The 19,540-nt window shown below is 62.0% G+C and carries 17 protein-coding genes; 4 read left to right on the top strand and 13 right to left on the bottom strand.

Annotated features, from left to right (window positions below):
• Position 1: 1 nt before the first annotated feature.
• The 4 genes from TU75_RS10830 to TU75_RS10815 all read left to right on the top strand — a co-directional run bounded on the left by TU75_RS10830 (position 2) and on the right by TU75_RS10815 (position 3,393).
• Entirely contained in the window at positions 2–1,021 is a 1,020-nt protein-coding gene (locus TU75_RS10830) for an ABC transporter permease (RefSeq protein ID WP_003235508.1), read from the top strand.
• A 1-nt stretch (position 1,022) separates the two neighbouring features.
• The gene (locus tag TU75_RS10825) at positions 1,023–2,633 is read left to right on the top strand and encodes an ABC transporter ATP-binding protein (RefSeq protein WP_060548928.1); all 1,611 of its coding nucleotides are present in this window, start codon (positions 1,023–1,025) and stop codon (positions 2,631–2,633) included.
• Positions 2,634–2,786: 153 nt separating this feature from the next.
• Positions 2,787–3,041, top strand: a complete 255-nt coding sequence (locus TU75_RS10820) for a hypothetical protein (RefSeq protein ID WP_003235503.1) — start codon at positions 2,787–2,789, stop codon at positions 3,039–3,041.
• Between the two features lie 22 nt (positions 3,042–3,063).
• Positions 3,064–3,393 carry a DUF6388 family protein gene (locus TU75_RS10815; protein ID WP_003235501.1) on the top strand — a complete coding sequence of 110 codons (330 nt, stop codon included), beginning with the start codon at positions 3,064–3,066 and terminating at the stop codon, positions 3,391–3,393.
• 7 nt (positions 3,394–3,400) lie between these two features.
• On the opposite strand, the gene TU75_RS10810 is transcribed toward TU75_RS10815, so the two are convergent.
• The 13 genes from TU75_RS10810 to tssE form a co-directional block, all read right to left on the bottom strand.
• On the bottom strand, positions 3,401–4,237 hold the full coding sequence (locus TU75_RS10810; RefSeq protein WP_060548927.1) for a serine/threonine-protein kinase: 837 nt from the start codon (positions 4,235–4,237) through the stop codon (positions 3,401–3,403).
• Positions 4,234–4,953, bottom strand: a complete 720-nt coding sequence (locus TU75_RS10805) for a PP2C family protein-serine/threonine phosphatase (RefSeq protein ID WP_060548926.1) — start codon at positions 4,951–4,953, stop codon at positions 4,234–4,236. Before TU75_RS10805 ends, TU75_RS10810 begins: the two co-directional genes overlap by 4 nt.
• Positions 4,950–8,312 carry a type VI secretion system membrane subunit TssM gene (tssM, locus tag TU75_RS10800; protein WP_060548925.1) on the bottom strand — a complete coding sequence of 1,121 codons (3,363 nt, stop codon included), beginning with the start codon at positions 8,310–8,312 and terminating at the stop codon, positions 4,950–4,952. Before tssM ends, TU75_RS10805 begins: the two co-directional genes overlap by 4 nt.
• A 14-nt stretch (positions 8,313–8,326) precedes the next feature.
• On the bottom strand, positions 8,327–9,193 hold the full coding sequence (gene icmH, locus TU75_RS10795) for a type IVB secretion system protein IcmH/DotU (protein WP_015371834.1): 867 nt from the start codon (positions 9,191–9,193) through the stop codon (positions 8,327–8,329).
• Positions 9,194–9,198: 5 nt separating this feature from the next.
• Positions 9,199–10,527 (bottom strand): type VI secretion system baseplate subunit TssK, encoded by a 1,329-nt coding sequence (gene tssK, locus TU75_RS10790; RefSeq protein ID WP_003235490.1) that lies wholly within the window; start codon positions 10,525–10,527, stop codon positions 9,199–9,201.
• Between the two features lies 1 nt (position 10,528).
• Positions 10,529–11,014, bottom strand: coding sequence for a type VI secretion system lipoprotein TssJ (tssJ, locus tag TU75_RS10785; RefSeq protein WP_060548924.1), 486 nt, complete (start codon positions 11,012–11,014; stop codon positions 10,529–10,531).
• Positions 11,015–11,019: 5 nt separating this feature from the next.
• The gene (tagH, locus tag TU75_RS10780) at positions 11,020–12,192 is read right to left on the bottom strand and encodes a type VI secretion system-associated FHA domain protein TagH (RefSeq protein ID WP_060548923.1); all 1,173 of its coding nucleotides are present in this window, start codon (positions 12,190–12,192) and stop codon (positions 11,020–11,022) included.
• A gap of 2 nt (positions 12,193–12,194) precedes the next feature.
• Entirely contained in the window at positions 12,195–12,338 is a 144-nt protein-coding gene (locus tag TU75_RS10775; RefSeq protein ID WP_003235485.1) for a hypothetical protein, read from the bottom strand.
• Between the two features lie 71 nt (positions 12,339–12,409).
• Positions 12,410–13,930, bottom strand: coding sequence for a sigma 54-interacting transcriptional regulator (locus tag TU75_RS10770; protein WP_060548922.1), 1,521 nt, complete (start codon positions 13,928–13,930; stop codon positions 12,410–12,412).
• Positions 13,927–16,365, bottom strand: a complete 2,439-nt coding sequence (locus TU75_RS10765) for an AAA family ATPase (RefSeq protein WP_060548921.1) — start codon at positions 16,363–16,365, stop codon at positions 13,927–13,929. The genes TU75_RS10770 and TU75_RS10765 overlap by 4 nt, the downstream gene beginning before the upstream one ends.
• Positions 16,366–16,377: 12 nt before the next feature.
• A complete protein-coding gene (gene tssG / locus TU75_RS10760; protein ID WP_060548920.1) occupies positions 16,378–17,385 on the bottom strand; it encodes a type VI secretion system baseplate subunit TssG in 1,008 nt (335 codons plus the stop codon).
• Entirely contained in the window at positions 17,349–19,136 is a 1,788-nt protein-coding gene (gene tssF, locus TU75_RS10755) for a type VI secretion system baseplate subunit TssF (protein WP_015371827.1), read from the bottom strand. Before tssF ends, tssG begins: the two co-directional genes overlap by 37 nt.
• A complete protein-coding gene (gene tssE, locus TU75_RS10750; RefSeq protein WP_060548919.1) occupies positions 19,126–19,527 on the bottom strand; it encodes a type VI secretion system baseplate subunit TssE in 402 nt (133 codons plus the stop codon). The genes tssF and tssE overlap by 11 nt, the downstream gene beginning before the upstream one ends.
• Positions 19,528–19,540 lie beyond the last annotated feature (13 nt).

The following is a 19,540-nucleotide window of genomic DNA, read 5'->3' as shown; positions in this document are numbered from 1 at the left end:
GATGAATCTGTCCCCCCTCAATCGCCGCCGATTCGAGCGGTTCAAGGCGAACAAGCGTGGCTGGTGGTCGCTGTGGCTGTTCCTGATCCTGTTTGGCCTGAGCCTGGGCGCCGAGCTGATCGCCAATGACAAGCCGCTGGCCGTACATTACGACGGCGACTGGTATTTTCCGGCGCTCAAGCGCTACCCGGAGACCACCTTCGGCGGCGAATTCCCGCTGGAAGCCAACTACAAGAGCCCGTATATCCGCGAACTGCTCAAGGCCAAGGACGCCTGGACCCTGTGGGCACCGATCCCGTTCAGCTACCAGAGCATCAACTACGACCTCAAGGTTCCGGCACCGGCACCGCCGTCCAGCGTCAACCTGCTGGGCACCGATGACCAGGGGCGCGACGTGCTGGCGCGAGTGATCTACGGGTTTCGTGTGTCGGTGCTGTTTGCGCTGACGCTGACCGTGCTCAGCTCCATCATCGGCGTGATCGCCGGGGCGTTGCAGGGTTTCTACGGCGGCTGGGTGGACCTCGCTGGGCAGCGTTTCCTGGAAATATGGTCCGGGCTGCCGGTGCTGTACTTGCTGATCATCCTCGCCAGTTTCGTGCAGCCCAACTTCTGGTGGCTGCTGGGAATCATGCTGCTGTTCTCGTGGATGAGCCTGGTGGACGTGGTGCGCGCCGAGTTCCTGCGCGGGCGCAACCTTGAATACGTGCGCGCGGCCCGGGCACTGGGCATGCAGAACGGCGCAATCATGTTCCGCCATATCCTGCCCAATGCCATGGTCTCCACCATGACGTTCATGCCATTCATCCTCACCGGTGCCATCGGCACCCTCACCGCCCTGGACTTTCTCGGCTTCGGCCTGCCGGCCGGTTCTCCGTCCCTGGGCGAGCTGGTGGCCCAGGGCAAATCCAACCTGCAGGCGCCGTGGCTGGGCATCAGTGCCTTTGCCGTGCTGGCGATCATGCTGAGTCTGCTGGTGTTTATCGGCGAGTCCGCTCGCGATGCCTTCGACCCGAGGAAATGAGATGAATCAGGACAATCTGATCGAAGTCCGCGACCTCTCCGTCGAGTTCGTCACGGGCGAGCACCACCACCGCGTGGTCAACAACCTCAGCTTCGACATCAAGCGCGGCGAAACCCTCGCGCTGGTCGGCGAAAGCGGGTCCGGCAAATCGGTCACCGCCCATTCGATCCTGCGCCTGCTGCCCTACCCGCTGGCGCGGCACCCGAGCGGCACCATCGGCTACGCCGGGCAAGACCTGCTGACGCTCAAGGAAAAGACCCTGCGACATATTCGCGGCAACCGCATCGCGATGATCTTCCAGGAGCCGATGACCTCGTTGAACCCGCTGCACAGCATCGAAAAGCAGATCAACGAAGTGCTCGGCCTGCACAAGGGCCTCACCGGCAAGGTCGCCACCCGGCGGACCCTTGAACTGCTCGAACTGGTGGGCATTCCCGAGCCGCACAAGCGCCTCAAGGCCCTGCCTCACGAACTGTCAGGCGGCCAGCGCCAGCGCGTGATGATCGCCATGGCACTGGCCAACGAGCCGGAACTGCTGATCGCCGACGAGCCGACTACCGCCCTTGACGTCACCGTGCAACTGAAAATTCTGGAGCTGCTCAAGGAATTGCAGGCGCGGCTGGGCATGGCGCTGCTGTTGATCAGCCACGACTTGAACCTGGTGCGCCGTATTGCCCACAGGGTGTGCGTGATGCAACAGGGTTGCATCGTTGAACAGGCCGACTGCGAGACCTTGTTCCAGTCGCCCCAACACCCCTACACCCAGGAACTGCTGGCGGCAGAGCCCAGCGGTGGGCCGGCCACCAATGAAGTTGGGCCGCCATTACTGGAAGTCGACGACCTGAAGGTCTGGTTCCCGATCAAGAAGGGCTTTTTGCGTAACACGGTTGATTACGTCAAGGCGGTGGACGGCATCAATTTCAGCCTGCCCCAAGGCCAGACCCTGGGCATCGTCGGCGAGAGCGGCTCGGGTAAATCCACCCTGGGCCTGGCGATCCTGCGGCTGATCGCGAGCAATGGCGGTATTCGTTTCGAGGGTCAGCCACTGGATCAACTCACTCAGCAACAGGTGCGGCCACTGCGTCGCGAGATGCAGGTGGTATTCCAGGACCCGTTCGGCAGCTTGAGCCCGCGGATGTGCGTCAGTGAAATCGTCGGTGAAGGCCTGCGCATTCACAAGATGGGTACAGCCGCCGAGCAGGAAGCGGCAATTATTGCGGCGCTCAAGGAAGTGGGGCTGGACCCGCAGTCGCGGCACCGCTACCCCCACGAGTTTTCCGGCGGGCAACGCCAGCGTATTGCGATTGCACGCGCGCTAGTGCTCAAGCCCAGGCTGATTTTGCTGGACGAGCCGACTTCAGCCCTGGATCGCACGGTGCAGCGCCAGGTGGTGGAGTTGCTGCGCGGCTTGCAGGCCAAGTACAACCTGACCTACCTGTTCATCAGCCATGATTTGGCGGTAGTCAAGGCATTGAGTCATCAACTGATGGTGGTGAAACAGGGGCAAGTGGTGGAACAGGGCGATGCGGCGGCGATCTTTGCTGATCCGCAGCATGGGTATACCCGTCAGTTGCTGGAGGCCGCTTTTCTGGTGCCTGCTGCAAGGGTGTGACTTCGGTATTCATCAACAAATAAATGAACTTTCTGCTCTGGATCAATCCCTAAACCTGCCTAATCGTTATCATCGGTGACGCTTTCAGGCACGGTGGCCTACTCAACCACCGCCGCCTGAGAGGAAGTCATGCACCGCAAAGGTAAGCTCGGGATGCAACATAAACTGTCAAACAACCTGCAACCATTGCTGTTAAAAGCCTTGCTATGGCTGGGCGGGGTCGCCCTGCTGTTCGCGATCAAGGACGTCGTCGAGATATTTTCAGACGAACCGGTCGCCGGAACCTGGGTGGACCTGACGTTGGTACTGACGGCCTACCTGATGTTTTTTCTGTTGCAGCCGATCAGTTCCAGAATCGATCGTCGTCTGCGCAAACGCGCCCGACGCAACCTGCAGACCGACCTCTGAGACCTTGCAAAGGAGCACGCCCTTGTCCGAACCCGGCGATAACCATCAACTGGCGCTGGATCGCTTCCTGAGCGATCACCCGGAACTTGCAACCGAACTGGACACCCTGAACCCGCTCGCTGCCCAAGCCAAGGGTGAAACCCCGGCCAAATACCGCGCCGAGCGCCTGAACGAAGCCTTTGAAGCCGAAGCTGAGCGTCAGGGCCTGTTCGCCTGGGAGTTGACGCTCAAACTCACCGCCGATTCGCCCGAAACTTTCGCCGCCCAGCGCCTTGAAGTGCACAAGGAAGTCGCGCAAATGGCCGGCCTGAGTTGGGCTGAATATTGCGAGCTGTATGAGGTCGCCGAGTAATCCATCGCTAGGCAAGCCAGCGCCATGAGCGGCCAGCCAGCGCCTCGCGCACTTCGGCGACCGTGATCGTTCGCTGCGCCGGGTCCATCGCCAGCGCCGTGCGCAAGGCTGGCCAGCAATGGCGCGGCAGCTGGCGGGGTCGGTTGAGCACATGAGTGGGATTGCGCTCGCCCGGACGCCGCCCTTGTGCCATCTGATACAACACGCACGCGGCGCCATAAACATCTGCCGACGCTGACAGCTCTGCCCCCTCCAACAGCTCTGGCGCGACATAAGCAGGCGTCCAGGCGCTGATGCGATGACGGTCCATACCGGGCAGCCCTGTCATTGCCTGCCACTGGCCCAGGCCGAAATCGAACAGACGTATCCCCGCCTCCCCCACCATGACATTGCCCGGCTTCACGTCACCATGCAGCACGCCCTGCCCATGGGCATAAGCCAATGCGTCCAGCAGTTGCAGGGCCATTGGCTGCCACTCGTGCCAGCCGAAGCCGGCGGGACGCTCCAGCAGGAGCCGATCCAGGGTGATACCGTGCATCAATTCCATGGTGAAAAACGCCAACTGCCGGCGGGTGTCGACATCGAAGCCGAACATGCGCACCACCCCAGAGTGCAAAAGGCTGCGTGTCAGGGAGAACTCGCTGTACAGCAGCACATGGGCATCCGGGCATTCGGAAAAACACTCGCCGAGTACTTTCAACGCAACGCTGGACCGAGGTTCACCGAACTGCTCATGCAACAGGTCGCGGGCGCGGTAGACCACGCCCATACCTCCGATGCCCAGCACGCGCTCGAGCTGATAGCGACCCGCGAGCAGGTCGCCGGGGCACAGAGGCGCTGTCATCGCTGGATTACCACGGCCGTGAGGTCGTCCCGCGCCGCGCCGCGCAATACCGACTCAAACACGCGATCCAGCATGTGTTGCGGCGTATCCAGGCTCAGTGCCCGGCCCAGTTCGCCATGGTCGAGTGTCTGGTAGACACCGTCGCTGCACAGCAGAAATACATCGCCAGGGCATGTACCGAGTTCCAGCACCTCAAGATGCAAGCGCTCGTGCGCGCCAACCGCACGGGTCAGGGCCCTGGCATCCGGCTGGGCGCCGGCCTGCTGCGCGTTCATCCGGTGCTCTTCCATCAGTTGCCGCTTCCGCGAATGATCCCGGGACAGTTGGTAAAGACTCTGCCCACGCCACAGATAGCAGCGGCTGTCCCCCGCCCAGACACATGCCGCGCGATCACCTTCCAGCAGCAGGGCTACAACGGTGCTGCCAATAACGTCCTGCGGACCCTGCGCCGTATTTAGCAGTTGCCGGTTGACCTCTTGCAGGCAGCGCCGGACAGCGCCCACGCGCTGATCAAGGTCGCCATGGCCAGCCATTGACGCCAGGCTGCTCACCACAGACTGGCTGGCCACGTCCCCGGCGCGATGTCCCCCCATGCCGTCCGCCACCGCCCAACAACCCCGCTCGGGGCAGTCGAGCAATGCGTCCTCATTGCGTGAACGATCCTTGCCGCGTCGCGTATGACCGGCACTGCGCCAGCGCGCATCTGCCTGGCTCACAGTTGCTCCGGCAACCGGAAGGTGCGCCAGTCCGCCATCTGGAACGGGCTGGGCGTGCGCTGACTGGTCAACAGGTAATTGGCGCGCAAGCCTGCGAGGTCGGACTTGAGCAATTGCGCATCCCGACCGCTTGCGGGCTCGCTTTGCATCAGGTCAAACAGCCTGAACACCGACCAGGCCCCGGCATTCTTCTCGATACCCAACGGCCGCTCGGCGCCCCGCTCCAGTACCAGGCTGCTGCGACCATTGTCACCCTCCACAGGCCACTGGAACACCATGGGGACGATGGGCCCATGGCGATACTCCAACTGCTGAGTGCCCAGGCGCAGAATCGCGCGATTGACCGCCTGATCCAGGCTGTAGGGCGCCAGACTGAAGCGCACCGACAACTCGCCCTGCTCACTGAAAAAACTGCGCCGGATGAGTTGCACCTTGCTCAGTTGATCCAGCAGCGAGCGCGACACAGGCAAACTGCGACCGTCGATGCTCCGCAAACGGTGTCGGCTGCCATCAGCGCTGATAAAAGGCCGCAGGTAAGTCTCCTGGAACCTTGCCAGCACGCCCTGGGGCCCGAAGAATTCCTGAAAGTCACTGAGAGCGACATCGCTACCCGCGCTGGCATTGAACGGGTACCGCTGGCGAATGGCCTTGGCGTAAACGCTGTACACCTCACTCTGATAACGCTGGTTCACGTGTAAGTAGGCCTCCTCCAGCAGGCGTTGCCAGGTGTCATCCGCAATCGCGCCGAACCACGTGGACAGCGGCAGTGGCAGCCGGGCGGCGCTTTCACGCAAATCACCAAGCAGATCCTGTTGGCCATCCATGCGGCGCTTGACCCTGTTGAACACCGCCTGCTCCGACGAACTTTCCCGAGTCAGCGTCCCCAGTTGCAACTGCAACTGATCGGACAGTTGCAACACATGGCTCACCGCAGTGCCAGGGTTGTGCTGCTCATCGAGCAACTGGTGCAGGGGCTCAAAACGTCGTTGCAACGCGCGTCGAGCGGTATCCGCCTGGGTAAGCCCCTGCAATGGGCTGGTCAACATCGCGCCTGCCGCCTCGACCTTTGCGCCGAGCGCCCCGACCTGAACGGCGACCTCACCAAGGCGCTCGCTCGCGGGCGACAACCGGGTATTTTCCCTGACCTGTTGCAACATCTGCACCAGTGGCGACTGCGCCGATGTGAGGCTGGCAAATTGCTCGGCAGCGCTTTTGAGGCTATCGATCTCCTGTAGCCGAATGCGCCCCAGCGCCTCGCTCCAGACGTCGGCGTACTCGCTGAAGTAGCGTTGTTCCAGTTCGAGCATCAGCCGGCGCAGGTCCATGGCGCTGAGGTCGCTCGCCTCACCGAGTACCCAGTTATCCTGAGCGATGGCGTTCACCAGGCGCGCACCCTGCGCCTCGAAATACTGCCAGTATTTTTTGCTGTAGAACCCCGGTATTGGCTGATCGATCGCAGCGAACACACTGCCCTCGGCAAGCCGCAAAGGCTCCAGATTGCGCGCCTGCTCTCGCAGCATCCGATAAACCACATCGGCCAGGGACTCACCGCGCAAGGCCTGGCGCGCCTGTGCCACCAGATCATCGTCAAGCGGCGCCACGAAGTCTTGCCCCAGCAAGCTTGCCAGGTGCAGGTTCAAGCGCTTCTGCGCCGAACCATCGGCGGCGTGGCGTGCAGACCATAGCGCGGCCATATGCTGCGCCAGCCACGGGTTGTCACGACGTTGCGGCAGCGCCAGCATCAGGTAGGCGCGCAGGTTGTCCAGCAAGCGCTCACGGTCACCGAGAGTGTTACGCACCTGCTCTTCAAGCAACGCAGCCACGCGGGGCAATAATTGCCGTTGCAGGGATTGCGCGTAGGCATCGATCAGCGTCGGCCGGCTCGCCGCGCCCTGATACAGCCCAGCACGCTCCACCCAACCGACCTCCTGCGCTGGAGGAAAAACCCCGGTTGCCGCAAGGCGCGCGTCCAATAGCGGCAACGCCTCCAGCGTACCGTCCGTCACCGGTGGTTCTACGGTCAGTGCCTGCAACTGCGTCAGACGCTGCTGATTGAGCGTGTAACTGTTTGCCCACAACCCTCCCGCCGCACCGATAACCAGCGACGCGGCCAGCGCCCCTGCCCACTGGCGCCGGCGAATGCGCCGTTGCTCCTGGCCCTGAAGAACGGCCAGACCGGCCTCGGCAAAAATCACCCGGTTGAACAGGCCCTGAATAAAACCGGCACGCGGCTCGGCAGCGCTGGTCAGGTAGAAGCCGCGCAACCCATTGATGCGCTGGTAGCGATGCGCGGAAAACCCCAATTCGATAAACGCACACAGGCGCTCGCCCAGTTGCGCAGCGTGCTGGGCAAAATCCAGCATCGGCCCGCGATGCTGCAGGTTACGCTGCTGATGCAGACGCGGGATCAGCTCACCACTCAAGCGCTGCAACAAGGCTTCGAACGCTTTGCGCACCTGAGCTATCTCGACCCCCGCCGCGTTTTCAATCAGGCGCTCCCCCAGTACCGCTTCGGCAGCATCACCTTGAGTTGAATCGAAATATTCGGCAAAACCCGTCAGTCGGTCGGCCTGGGTCAAAACCAGATACACAGGCAAGTCCACACGCAGGGTTCGCTGGATGTCCTGCAGCCGCGTATGCACATGCCGCGCGTGATGGTCCAGATCGTGATCATTCAGGCCGAGCAGCGCTTCCACCGACAGGGTCACCACGACGCCATCGAGCGGGCGTGCATGCCGGCGTGTCCTCAGCAGTCGCAACAGCATCGTCCAGCCCGCCGCGTCCACCGTTCGGTCGGCCTGGGTCAGGTAGCGGCCGGCGGTGTCGACCAGTACCGCGTTGTCGGCAAAATACCAATCGCAATAAGGCGTCTGCCCGGTCGACGTCGGCTCGAGCCGGTCGAGCGGAAATTGCAGGCCACTGGCGGCCAGCAGACGCGTCTTGCCACTTTGCGGCGCGCCGATCAGCAGGTACCAGGGCAAATCGTCACGCCAGCGCTGGCTGCGCTCGCCATATCGGCTGGAGGTCTTCAGGGTGTGCAATGCTTCCTTGAAGCGACCTCGCACCTGTTTCTGCTCGTTTTCAATGCGCTCGTATTGCGTCTGGTCGGCCTGGTGCTCAGGCGTTCGAAGGCGCGCTGCACGCCGCGCGCCGGCCACCACCATGGCCAGCCCCCAAAGCAGAAACAACACGCTGATGGTCAACAGGCGAGCGGTCGACGACGCCCAGAACCGGTAATCATCCACCGCCAGCAAAGGCCCCACGAACCAGATCAACAGTGCGCCTGAAAGCGCCAGCAGCAGGCTCCACACCCATATTTGAGCCAGCACCGCGCTCGCGTTCCTTACGAATGCGTTCATTCATTGCTCCAGCGTTACAGGGGCGTCCGAGTCAGGTCCGGCGCCGAATATTGAAAGGGTTGCAGCACCTTCGTGCGCTCGGTGGCCAACATCCAGGCAAAACCCGAGTACATTGCCAGCAGGCTGAGCAGGCACACTGCCCCCGCCCAGGGTGCGGAGATCAGCACCCGCCTTTTGCGGCGTACCGGCTCCGTTGTCGACGGCAAAACCAGCACGGGAGGCGGGTCTCCCCTGACCTGTCGGATCTGTCGATACACACCGTCGCGTACCGCTTCAAGCTGCACCACGCCGCGTTCCATCACCCGGTATTTGCCCTCGAAGCCCAACGACAGGCACAGGTACAGCAGTTCAAGCAATGCGAGGTGCTTGAGCGGATCGCGGGACAGTCGCTCCAGCAACTGGAAGACCTTTTCGCCCCCGAAGGTTTCGTTATGAAAGCGACTGAGCAGACTCATCTTTGACCAGTCTCCGGCGGTGCCCCATGAGGTGGTGACCACGGCTTCGTCCAGCACACTGCAGATCACATAGCGCGCCGACATGACCGCGGCGTGATCCACGCCTTCATGCAGGGCGCGTGTCTCGAACTGCGTAATCCCCGCCGACAGCCGTTCATTGAGGGTATGCAAACTCTCGCGGCCGACGCTGGCACTGAGCCGATGCGGCTGCGACAGCAGTTCCCACGCTGCGGACAACAAGGGATTGAGCCCGGCATTGAACATCTGCAGACCCTGCGCCTGAGCGGCGTAGATCATCCGGTCTTCCAGTTGTTCGAAACGCGGCGGCGTGGGGAAATCCGTCATCGGTCCCTGGACCGGTCCCAGACCGTCGCGGTCGAGCAGGACGGTCTTCTCGTCCTGAGGGTAATCACTGTCCCTGTTCATGATGTTCAGTTCCTGATAGCCCAGAAGTTGAGTTCGAGCGCGGTAAACTCGCCGCCGACATGGAAGGCAAAACCTCCTGACTGCTCCAGTTGCGTGATATCCCGGGCAGTGAGCTCGAGCATGAAATAGGTTTTTCCGGCATGAAACGGCAGTTGGCGCGGCGCCACTGGCAACGGCTTGACCTTGATGCCAGCCAGGTGCAGGTTGACCAGCTCGCGTATACGCTCCACCGGTCCAACCTTGAGGTGGGCCGGCAATCGCTGGCGCAGTTGCTCCGAGTCACAGTGCGCGCTGGCCGCTAGCACGAAGGTCGCGCTGCCCAGCAACTTGAGGTCGCGCACCGGGCAGACCAGCACGCCGTACTGGCGCGGATGCAACACCAGTTCCATGGCATGCTGCTCCAGCACCATGGACAGCGCGGTTCGCAGCCCGTCCATCAAGCCACGAAAACTGGCGCCCTGGTCGTGGTGTCGATAAAGCACGTCCCACTGCGCCCGTCGGGTGTCATGGGCAAAGGTCGACAATTCACCGAGGATGCCCAGCAACTCTCGGTACAGCGCTTGCGGACGAACCTGGGCCTGACTCAGGTAATGACGCAGTACCAGCTCGCCCCGATTGATCAACTGCAGCATCAGAAAGTCCGCAATGTGCGTCCCCGAAGCCGCACCATTGCCCTGAACGCGCTCGGCAATGGCGTCCCCGCGACAAGCCAGCAGACTGATCACTTCCTTGAGACACGCGCCCACATAACCCGAGCCCTGGAGGTAGATGAAGGTGGGTACGAAATCCGCATCCAGGCTCACGCCGTCGTCCTTCGTGGCGTCCAGTACCTGAGCGACCTGAAGCGTCACGAAGGTCTGGTCACTGTGCTGCTCGCCCAGCAACAGACGCAGATCCGGGCGTCCACAGCTGATCTGGCAGCGCGAGTCGCTCCCCGCATTCGAATCGCCGACCTCCGTGGTGGAACTGACATAGCGAGCCACCACATCGACCTGCTCGGGTTTACGGGCTTCGATCTGATTGCCGATCGCCAACGGTAATGCCAGGTAGATACCCTGTCTGCCGGCGTTGGCCGGCACCTGCAGCACCAGCGGTTCCATGGCGCCGCTCAGCTCGAACAGGCTGCCGTCGGGCAGCACGCCACTGGCCTGGGTCACGACAAACTTGCCCAGCTTGAGGTACTGCACATCCACTTCAAGGCTGAGAAACCCCCAGGCATCACTGCCCAACAAACGGGTGCGATTGAGTTGCTGGTTGTAATAGCGGTCCTGATGCTGCAGGTGCTGGGGCCGCAACAGCATGCCTTCCTGCCAGATGACGTTATGAGCCTGCATGTCAATTCTCCAGCGCATCGGCGGGCAGGTTGGCCAGACGTATGCCGTCCTCGTCCAGCATCAGGTCGGCGCGGGTCAGTCGGCCAGGCGTCACGGGCACTAACAACCGCCACTGCACATGAGGCAAGTCGCGATAGGCTGCGAGCACTCCCACATAGCGACTGTGCGGCCCGACGCTGAGCTTGAGCGCCAGGCGTTCGCCGGGGCGCATTTCCAGCTCCTCGCCGCTTACCCAGTCCTTGGGCAGCGTCTGCTCGGCACGCCCATACAGGCTGAAGAAGTCCGCGTTTTCGAACGCTGCGGGGTGGCGCAGCTCGATCAGTTGCATGACCACCGGAGAGGGACGACCGTGCAGATCGGGATTGATCCGCTCATTGGCCGTCACTGTCAGGTCAACTTTGGTCAGGGTCGAAAAAGGCGACAGTGCGCTGCACCCGGCCAACACGCCGAGTAACACCAACATTGATACAAGGGTGGCTCTGTACATGAATATCATCCCGGGCAAGCCGCATGAAGGGTGGAAATCAGGCGAACCTGCTCTTCGTAGGCATTGGCAAAGTCATTGCCCAACAGGCGCTCGCTCAACGGTTCTTCCTCGATCAGGCGTTGATAATGGCGTTGGTAGGCGCGCCAGTGCGCCCCGTCGGCATTGAACCAGGGCGCTTTTTCCTGGCGCTCGAAGCACAACATCAAGTGGCTGGGCGCGAATACCCGGTACCCATTGCGCAGTGCGGTACGACACGCTGTCAGCAGGGCTACCTGATGGGATTGCATATCCCGGTGGGCCTGGACCAGGGCGGCCTCGGCCGGCAATTGCCCCCACTCGTTCATACCCAGCAACGCCGCCAACGCCGCTTTACCGTCGGAGCAATGGCGCAGGGGGTTGGCACTGCGCAGGCGGGCTTCGGAAGACGCAAGGTTCGATTCGTTCTTCAGCTCGTCGCAGGTGCGCAGGCTTTGCTGCAAGCCCTCGATGCCCTGCTTGAGCAAACTGGCGACTTTGATTGCCAACGCCTCGCGCCGTGGGGTGTCGACACCGTTGAGGTCAAGTCCGAGTGCCGCCGAAAACTGCGCCCAGAACGACGCGTGCAAAGCCGGTGTCCTTTCGAGATCTTCAAGCGGTGGTCCATCAGGAACAGGCTCGACCCGGCGTGGCAGGCTCATATAGTCCCTGTCTGGCGCTTGCTGATAAACCCGTTGCGCGGGTTCGTCGCTGGTAGCGAGGATGTCGTCCGGTGGCAGCGAGGCCTGATCCATCGCCCGGCTCGGATCCAGCCCCAGGAAAGCATCGTCGGGAATCTGCCCACCCGCCGCGCGCTGCAGTTCGCCCTGCGGGGCCTGTGATGCGACCAGCCGCGCCCGAATGGACAGTGCGCCCAGCTGGAATACATCGCCATCTTCGACCAGGCGTGCCTGCCCTTTGCACAGCCGCTCACCGCTGCCCGCCACACAGATTCCATTGCTGCTGATGTCGGTCAGAAAATACTGACCTTCGCGAAAACTCACCAACCCATGGTGACTGGACAGCAGCCGACTGGAGTCGGCAATGACCCAATCGCAACCGGCGCCGCGCCCAATCACGCCTCCGGCCTCGGAGAACAGTTTGGGGGCCGTAGACGCGGGATCTGCGCCTGCGCTTTCATACACTTCAAACATCAGTTGCATGGTCACACCTCCCTTTGCTGGCCACGCGTGCCGGCCTGCGGATCGCCCAGCGGACGGTAATCGGCATCGTCAAACACGTAGTTGGCGTTGCAGCCGCTGAGCAAGCACAGCGCAAGCACCAGGACCTGCCACGGACGATCAAGCATCAGGTATCTCCCAGAAAGTGACGCGGCGCGGCCCGAGTAGAAAGGGCGCCGGAAATACGAAAAAAAAGTAGTCAGCATTCACCCTTGGCCTCGCCGCAAGGGATATTCAAACGAGCGAGGCGGTAGAGCAGCGTGCGCCGCGCCACCCCCAACTCACGCGCGGTGCGGGTGCGGTTGCCGCGATTCCTGTGCAGGCAATCGATCAGCACCGTGCGCTCAACACGCTCCAGACGCTGGCGCAACGTGGTGTCCACGACAGTGACCGGGCTGGGGGCCAACGCGAGGTGAACCGGCAGGATCACGTCTTCGTCACACATCAGCACGGCACGCTCCACCAGGCATTTGAGTTCGCGCACATTGCCGGGGAAGTCATGATTCGTCAGTTGGTCCAGGGCGTCACTGGACCAGCCGACGGCCTCCCTTCCAAGTGCCACGCAGGCCTTTTCCGCGAAATGTCGGGCGAGCAACAGCATGTCACCGTCTCGGTCACGCAGCGCCGGCAGCTCGATCGGAAATTGTGCCAACCGGTAATACAGATCCTCACGGAAACTGCCTTCGGCGACCATTGCCGCCAGATCGCGGTGCGTAGCGGCAATGATTCGCACGTCGACCTTGTGCGAGGCAACGGCCCCCAGCGGTCGAATCTCGCCCTCCTGCAACACACGCAGCAACTTGGCCTGCAACGACAGCGGCATATCGCCGATTTCATCCAACAGCAACGTGCCGCCATCGGCGGCGTCGAATAACCCCGCGTAGTCACGCAGCGCACCGGTGAACGCACCTTTGCGATAACCGAACAGTTCGCTCTCCAGCAGCCCCTCTGGAAACGCCGCACAGTTCTGCACCACAAAGGCTTTGTGACTTCTTTGGCCTGCGGCGTGGATGGCGCGCGCCACGACTTCCTTGCCGGTGCCGGTTTCGCCACGCAACAGCACCGTATAGGGCGTGCGCAAAACCTTGCTGATCAGGCGACAAGTCGCCTCCATCGCCGTGCTGCTGCCAATCAGGCCGAACGCTCCCGCCAGCGAAGCGCCAGACTTCAGCACGCTCACCTCAGGCGCGATGCGCGATGCCCTGGCCAGTTGCCCCAAGGCAAAACTGCCCAATTGCGCCAATGACGCTACATAGCCCTGCAACGCGACCGGACGCTGACTGGCACACAGCAGGACGCCGCTGACGGTGTCGCCGGGGCCACGCAATGGGATACCGCAAAGGGAGCGCCAGGGTGTGGTCGCCTCGGGTAAAAAACCGCAGTCGTACACACACCGGCTCAGGTCATCCAAAGTGATGGTTTGCCCCTGGGCCAGGACGTATTGCAACAGTTGCTCATCCTGCGCTCCGTGGCCCAAAGCCGGATCGCTCGCCGTCCAGCCTCCGTGCAAATGCTGGGCAATCAGCGCGAGCCTGCCGGTAGCCTGATCAAGCCGGTACAACTGGCAGAGTTCGCACTGGCTCAGTTGTGCAACGCCAGCCACGCAAAGGTTTGCCAAGGTCTTTTCATCAGCTCCACGGCCGAGCCGGCAGAACCAGCCCATCAAGGTTTCGGCGTAGACCAGGGGCTGTGGCAATCGAGTAAACATCTCATCGGTCATTGGCTGAACTCACACGCCGGCCGGCCGGTACTGTCCAGCGACGCATGGGCCAACGAGAGAGACTCGCCCGCGGCCGTTGCCGCGAGCAGGCGGTCCACGATCTGTGGCAGCAGGTCGGTCTCGATCCATTGATCGATGTAGCGTGCGCCGCTGTCACCATGGGCACAGCGTTGGGCCATGTGCGCAAGCAATTGCGGCGTATAGGTGAACGCCAGCTTGCGCCGGGCCAGCCGCTGCCCGAGACGGTCGAGCTTGAGCCTGACCACCTCACCCAGCACCTCAGCGGAAATCGGGTAATAGGGCACCACGCGCATCCGCGCCAGCAATGCGGGCTTGAACCAGGCGCGCAACGACGGAAGAATCGCCTCGTGCAAAACCTCGAGCTTGGGGCGCTGGCCATCGGCACACAAGGCGCTGATGCTGTCGCTGCCGAGGTTGGAGGTCATCAGGATCAGGGTGTTGCGAAAGTCGATCTCACGACCTTCACCATCATTGGCCAGGCCCTTGTCGAACACCTGGTAGAACAGGTTCAGCACCTGGGGGTCAGCCTTCTCCACCTCGTCAAGCAATACCACCGAATACGGGCGCTGACGTACCGCTTCGGTGAGGACGCCGCCTTCGCCATAGCCGACATAACCGGGCGGTGCACCGATCAATCGGGACAGTGAATGTTGCTCCTGGTATTCCGACATATTGAGAGTGGTGACAAACCGCCGGCCGCCGTACAGCAGGTCCGCCAGCGCCAGTGCCGTTTCGGTCTTGCCCACGCCGCTCGGTCCGACCAGCAGAAACACACCCACCGGCGCATCAGGCTCGTTCAGCCCTGCCGCCATGGCGCGCAGGCAACGGTCGAGCGCCTGCACCGCGTGATCCTGGCCAAGAATGCGTGCGCGCAGCGCATCGGCAAAACCCAGGACCTTGTCGCTGTGTTCAAGCACCAGTTGCTCCGCGGGAATGCCGGTCCATGCGCTGATGACCTGAGCCACCAGGCGTGGGCAAACCTCGGGCTGTTCGGGTGATTGCTCACGTTGTGCAAACCAGGTCTGTTCCAGCGCCTGGTGCTCGCACTCAACAGCCTTGAGCCGCGATTGCAGTGCTTGCAGCACGGATCCGTCGACGGGCAAACCGGCATCAGCGTCGCGGCGCAACGCATGCTGGTGCTGACGGCCTTCGGCCAGTTCGGCGCTTGCACGCTGCAACGTTTCAGGGGGCACGGCCAGATGTGTACGCGCCCGTGCACAAGCGGTGTCCAATACATCCACCGCTTTGTCCGGTAGCTGCCGCCCCGCCAGGTAACGCGCGCTCATGTGTGCCGCCGCAACGACGGCATCGTCGCGTACGTATACACCGTGGCTGGCCTCGTAGACCGGGACCAGCCCGCGCAGGATAGAGACGGCTTGCTCGACACCGGGCTCGCCCACCCGTATCGGTTGAAAGCGTCGCGCCAGCGCCGGGTCTTTCTCGATATGTTTTTTGTATTCCGACCACGTGGTGGCGGCTATGGTACGCAGCTCGCCACGGGCCAGAGCTGGCTTGAGCAGGTTCGCCGAGTCGGACGCACCGCCCTGCCCGCCCGTGCCCACCAGAGTATGGGCCTCATCGATAAACAGGATCACTCGCTGGGGCGACGCGTTGACCTCGTCGATCACCCCCTTGAGGCGGCGCTCGAACTCACCCTTGATCCCCGCCCCTGCTTGCAACAGGCCCAGATCCAGAGTGAGTACGCGCACCTGCTGAAGCGACGGCGGCACCCGAGATGAGACGACTTGCAGGGCAAAGCCTTCGACAATTGCGGTTTTCCCAACACCGGCCTCTCCGATCAGAATCGGGTTGTTCTTGCGCCGGCGGGTAAGAATGTCGACCAACTGTCGAATTTCGGCATCACGACACAGCACCGGGTCAATCAGACCTTCACGTGCCTGGTGTGTGAGGTCATGGGTGAAGCGCTGCAACAACGAGTCCGCTGTCGGGGTATGCGCCTGCGGCGGATTGCTTTGCAGAAAGCTGCGCACGCGCTCGATATCCAGACGACTCAGCACCTTCTGGTACGCGCTGCCCGCATGTTCCAGAGGATGACGCAGCAGCGCCAGCAACAAGGCGCCCTGATCGACCTCCGGCTGCCCCAATTCGACGTGCGCAACCATCAGTCCCTGTTGCAACCAGTGGACCAGCGTCGTCGCGAAAACCGGGTTGCGGGTTGCACTGTGTTCGCTCTTTGGATAAAGCGTCGACTCGAGTTCCGACAATTGCACGCCCGCATCCGCCAGAGCCTGCACCAGTACGCCGTCGGCGTGTTCCAGCAACGCCAGCAGCAGGTCCTCCACCAGCACCTCGCGACCACCGCGTGCAACACAGCGCTCGGCTGATCGCTCGAGGTCGTATCGGGTCTGCGCGGCCAGGGTGCGGATAAGTTGTTGCAGATCTACATTGATCATAATCATCGATCCCTAATCAGAGTGGCCGGCGAGCGTGAGCGCTCCATCAGCACGTTCATGGGCCAGCCAGCTGGTCCAGCCAAGGCGACAGACATTGCGCTCGCCGATGTGCAGCGCGCGTATTTCGCCCTCTGCCAGTACCAGGCGCAGGTCGAACGCAAGCGGCGCGCGTGCCGTTAGTTGCACCAAGGAACACAAGGGCAGGAACGCCTTTCCGGTGGGCAGAAACGCGTGAAAGCGCTGCCAGCTCAGCTCCATCAGGTGCACCTTGAACTTGCCGCAGCGATCCGCTACTTGCTGCCCCAGCACCAGGTCGTGGCCGAGCGCATGGTGGATAACGCCCAGCCGGTTGCGCTGCTGCCGGTCGATGCAGACACGGCGCTCCACCCACTGCTCGATGAACACCCGGCTGTGCTTGAAGTAGTGGCGCAACACTGTCTCGATCATCGACGCCGAATGTGCCCGCAGACCCAACAAGCCCAGGTAAGGCAGCAGGCGTCCGCAATCCAGACGTGCCGCTGAGCGAACTTCCCGGCTTCCCAGGCCGATCAGGGCGAACATCTGTGCCGAAAAACCATCGCTGGCCCCGTTTCGAAAGCGCGCTCGATAGCGGTACTTGCGCCAGATCGGCAACATCAGCCGTTGCAGGCGATGGTGAAAGACGTTCAGGAAGTCTCGTGTGACGTTGACCCCCATGGGTTCTGCACACGCCTGTTCGCCATAGAACGCCGGCAGCGGCGAACCCGCGCCAAACAGCCCCAGGACATTGAGGCGCAACCGCGCGCGTAATTGACCCTGTTCCACAAAAAACTCCACTTGGTCTATGTCATGCCCCGGAAAGCCAAGACTGGGATTGGCCTGGAATTCCAGTTGGTCATACAACGCATCCTCGTCCAGCAACGGATGAGCCTCACGCAGGCGTTCGATCACCAGAAGCACCGCCTGGAACAGCGAATATTCGCGAACGCACCGCGACAGTTCAGTTAAAGCAAGGGCTGCAGGCCCAAACGGGGTGGCCATAGGTACACATCTCCTTGTGTGCTGATAACGCGCAGTTCGTGGTACGAATTGAGATTGACGTACAGGGCAAAAAACTCGTTGAGCACGGAGGCAAAGACAAAGACGTCGCCTTGCCCGAGGAAGCCTTGGGGATCGATCGTAAGGTCCACCCGCACCCCGCGAAGCGGTAGGCCGTGGTGCAAGCGGTCGACCGCTTTGTGGCTGACGGCCTGCAGTGCGCCGAGCCTCTTCAGGCTGACCTGCTGCGCTTGCCGGCCGTGGTAACGCGGCAGGTCATAGGTTTCGAGAATCACTTTCAAAGCGTTGATATCGGTCAGCGACAGATAGTTGAGCGACAGGTTACTGATCAGTCGCCACAGGAAATCCTGGTCCAGAGGCGGCGCGAAACTCGCGGTAGGCACCGTGATATTGCCAAACGTCAGGAATTCCGGAGTGTGCTCGCCAGGTTGGTTGATCTCACCAATGGCCAGTTGCTGCGCAAGGTTCTGGTTGGTGCACGTCAGCTCGATCGAGAGTGTTTCCTGCTCACCTCTGTGGCTGCTACCGAATGCCATCCAGGTGTCGAGCCCGGCATGCTGCCCAGATGGGCGCTGACGAATGCTGAAGCTGGGCGGCGCAGTTGATGCCCCGGCATCGGCGTCATGCTCGAAGGACTCGAACGGCACAAACGCCCGGTGGCCAAGCCCGCCTGGGCGCCAACCCGTCACGCGATCCACGCAAAAGACGCCTGCGTGGCCCCGGGTGTATTCACCAGGCACGAGCAGGTATTCATCCTGCTTGCCGTCCAGGCGGATCGGCACCGCGTCATGGTTGAACAGGTTGACGATGGGCGTGCAATACAGCTTTACGTTATCCAGCCCAGGCCATTGGGGTTCATGCGCCTGGATACGCAGTTCGAAGCGCATCACCATGCCGCGCACCTGTTTGAGCTGCGCGTGGGGAACCCCGTGCAGGGCGTCGAGGCCAGCGACATCGACGAACAAGTACTTGTCGGGAAAGGCAAAGTACTCCTGCAGATGGCGATAGCCACTGAAGGTATTGGGCGGATAAGGGATCAATGCCTGGTCTTCGCCGAACCCGACCGGCTGTACCTGGCTGGCAGCCAGCCGCAGCGACGTCGGCTGTCCATCAGGACCGTCAACAGAGCGTCCATTTTCGTCCAGCAGCAACAGCTCAATGCCTTCAAGATGACGCAGCAGGCTCAAATAAAGACCCTGGCTGACATAACGATCGCCTGCCAGGTGCAAGCGCAGAGGCTCGAACACCAATTCGGTGAAATTGCCAGGCGCACTCATGTCCAGGTGCAGATCCAGCAAAGCGCGCTCACCCTGGAATACGTAGTCCACACGATTGAGTTGCAACGGCATCACCTGGGTGAGATAGCAGGTGCGAAAACGGCAACGCTCGCCATTGATCGCCACGCTTTCCACTGCGGTATCGCGCTCCACCCGGATAGCCGGCCCCGCACGTTTGAGCGGGTCGAACTGCAGGATGCTGAACGAGGGCAACGGCCGCATGTAGTTGGGCCACAGCAATTGCATCAGCGAATGGGTCAGCTCCGGCAACTCGTCATCGAGCTTCTGACGCAAGCGCCCAGTGAGAAACGCGAAACCTTCCAGTAACCGCTCCACATCCGGGTCCTGCCCGCCTGTGGCCAGGAACGGTGCCAACGCCGGATTACGCTCCGAGAAACGTCGCCCAAGCTGACGCAGGGCGCTGAGTTCACTCTGGTAATAGCGATTAAAGGTCATCCGGCGCGACCTCCACCTGCCCGCCGCCGCCCAGGTGCGCGCTGAAAGCCACGGCCCGCGCCTCACCGTCAATCACAAGCATCGCTGCTATGGAAAATGCCAGGACCAGGGGATCGCGGTCACGCGGCAGCGCCCTGACACGAACATTCGTCAGGCGTGGTTCGTAGGCCTGGATAAAGCGCTCGATCGAGAGGCGCGACTGGCTCAAGGACTCATGCAGGCTCTGGCGCATGTCATTGAGATCCGGCAGGCCATAATCGCCTGCAGTCTGGACACTGCCGGCGCGCGTGCTGAGCATTTTCCCCAAGTGGGCAGCCACCGAGGCCATGCCGCCCGACTGAGCGGATGCGTGGCCTTCGAGGCGCTCGAAAAGGCTGTGGTGACAGGTCATCCCCGGGTGCCTG

The sequence above is a fragment of the Pseudomonas poae genome (assembly GCF_001439785.1).
GTDB classification, from domain to species: Bacteria; Pseudomonadota; Gammaproteobacteria; order Pseudomonadales; family Pseudomonadaceae; genus Aquipseudomonas; species Aquipseudomonas poae.
This window is presented reverse-complemented; position numbering and strand designations above follow the sequence as displayed.

Bases quoted from the DNA above. Each gene is read 5' to 3' on its own strand.
- TU75_RS10820 (WP_003235503.1), top strand. From the start codon at position 2,787: ATGCAACATAAACTGTCAAACAACCTGCAACCATTGCTGTTAAAAGCC.
- TU75_RS10765 (WP_060548921.1), bottom strand. From the start codon at position 16,365: ATGATCAATGTAGATCTGCAACAACTTATCCGCACCCTGGCCGCGCAG.
- tssJ (WP_060548924.1), bottom strand. From the start codon at position 11,014: ATGTACAGAGCCACCCTTGTATCAATGTTGGTGTTACTCGGCGTGTTG.
- tssF (WP_015371827.1), bottom strand. From the start codon at position 19,136: ATGACCTTTAATCGCTATTACCAGAGTGAACTCAGCGCCCTGCGTCAG.
- tssM (WP_060548925.1), bottom strand. From the start codon at position 8,312: ATGAACGCATTCGTAAGGAACGCGAGCGCGGTGCTGGCTCAAATATGG.
- tssE (WP_060548919.1), bottom strand. From the start codon at position 19,527: ATGACCTGTCACCACAGCCTTTTCGAGCGCCTCGAAGGCCACGCATCC.
- TU75_RS10825 (WP_060548928.1), top strand. From the start codon at position 1,023: ATGAATCAGGACAATCTGATCGAAGTCCGCGACCTCTCCGTCGAGTTC.
- TU75_RS10830 (WP_003235508.1), top strand. From the start codon at position 2: ATGAATCTGTCCCCCCTCAATCGCCGCCGATTCGAGCGGTTCAAGGCG.
- TU75_RS10810 (WP_060548927.1), bottom strand. From the start codon at position 4,237: ATGACAGCGCCTCTGTGCCCCGGCGACCTGCTCGCGGGTCGCTATCAG.
- tssG (WP_060548920.1), bottom strand. From the start codon at position 17,385: ATGGCCACCCCGTTTGGGCCTGCAGCCCTTGCTTTAACTGAACTGTCG.
- TU75_RS10775 (WP_003235485.1), bottom strand. From the start codon at position 12,338: ATGCTTGATCGTCCGTGGCAGGTCCTGGTGCTTGCGCTGTGCTTGCTC.
- icmH (WP_015371834.1), bottom strand. From the start codon at position 9,193: ATGAACAGGGACAGTGATTACCCTCAGGACGAGAAGACCGTCCTGCTC.
- tagH (WP_060548923.1), bottom strand. From the start codon at position 12,192: ATGCAACTGATGTTTGAAGTGTATGAAAGCGCAGGCGCAGATCCCGCG.
- tssK (WP_003235490.1), bottom strand. From the start codon at position 10,527: ATGCAGGCTCATAACGTCATCTGGCAGGAAGGCATGCTGTTGCGGCCC.
- TU75_RS10770 (WP_060548922.1), bottom strand. From the start codon at position 13,930: ATGACCGATGAGATGTTTACTCGATTGCCACAGCCCCTGGTCTACGCC.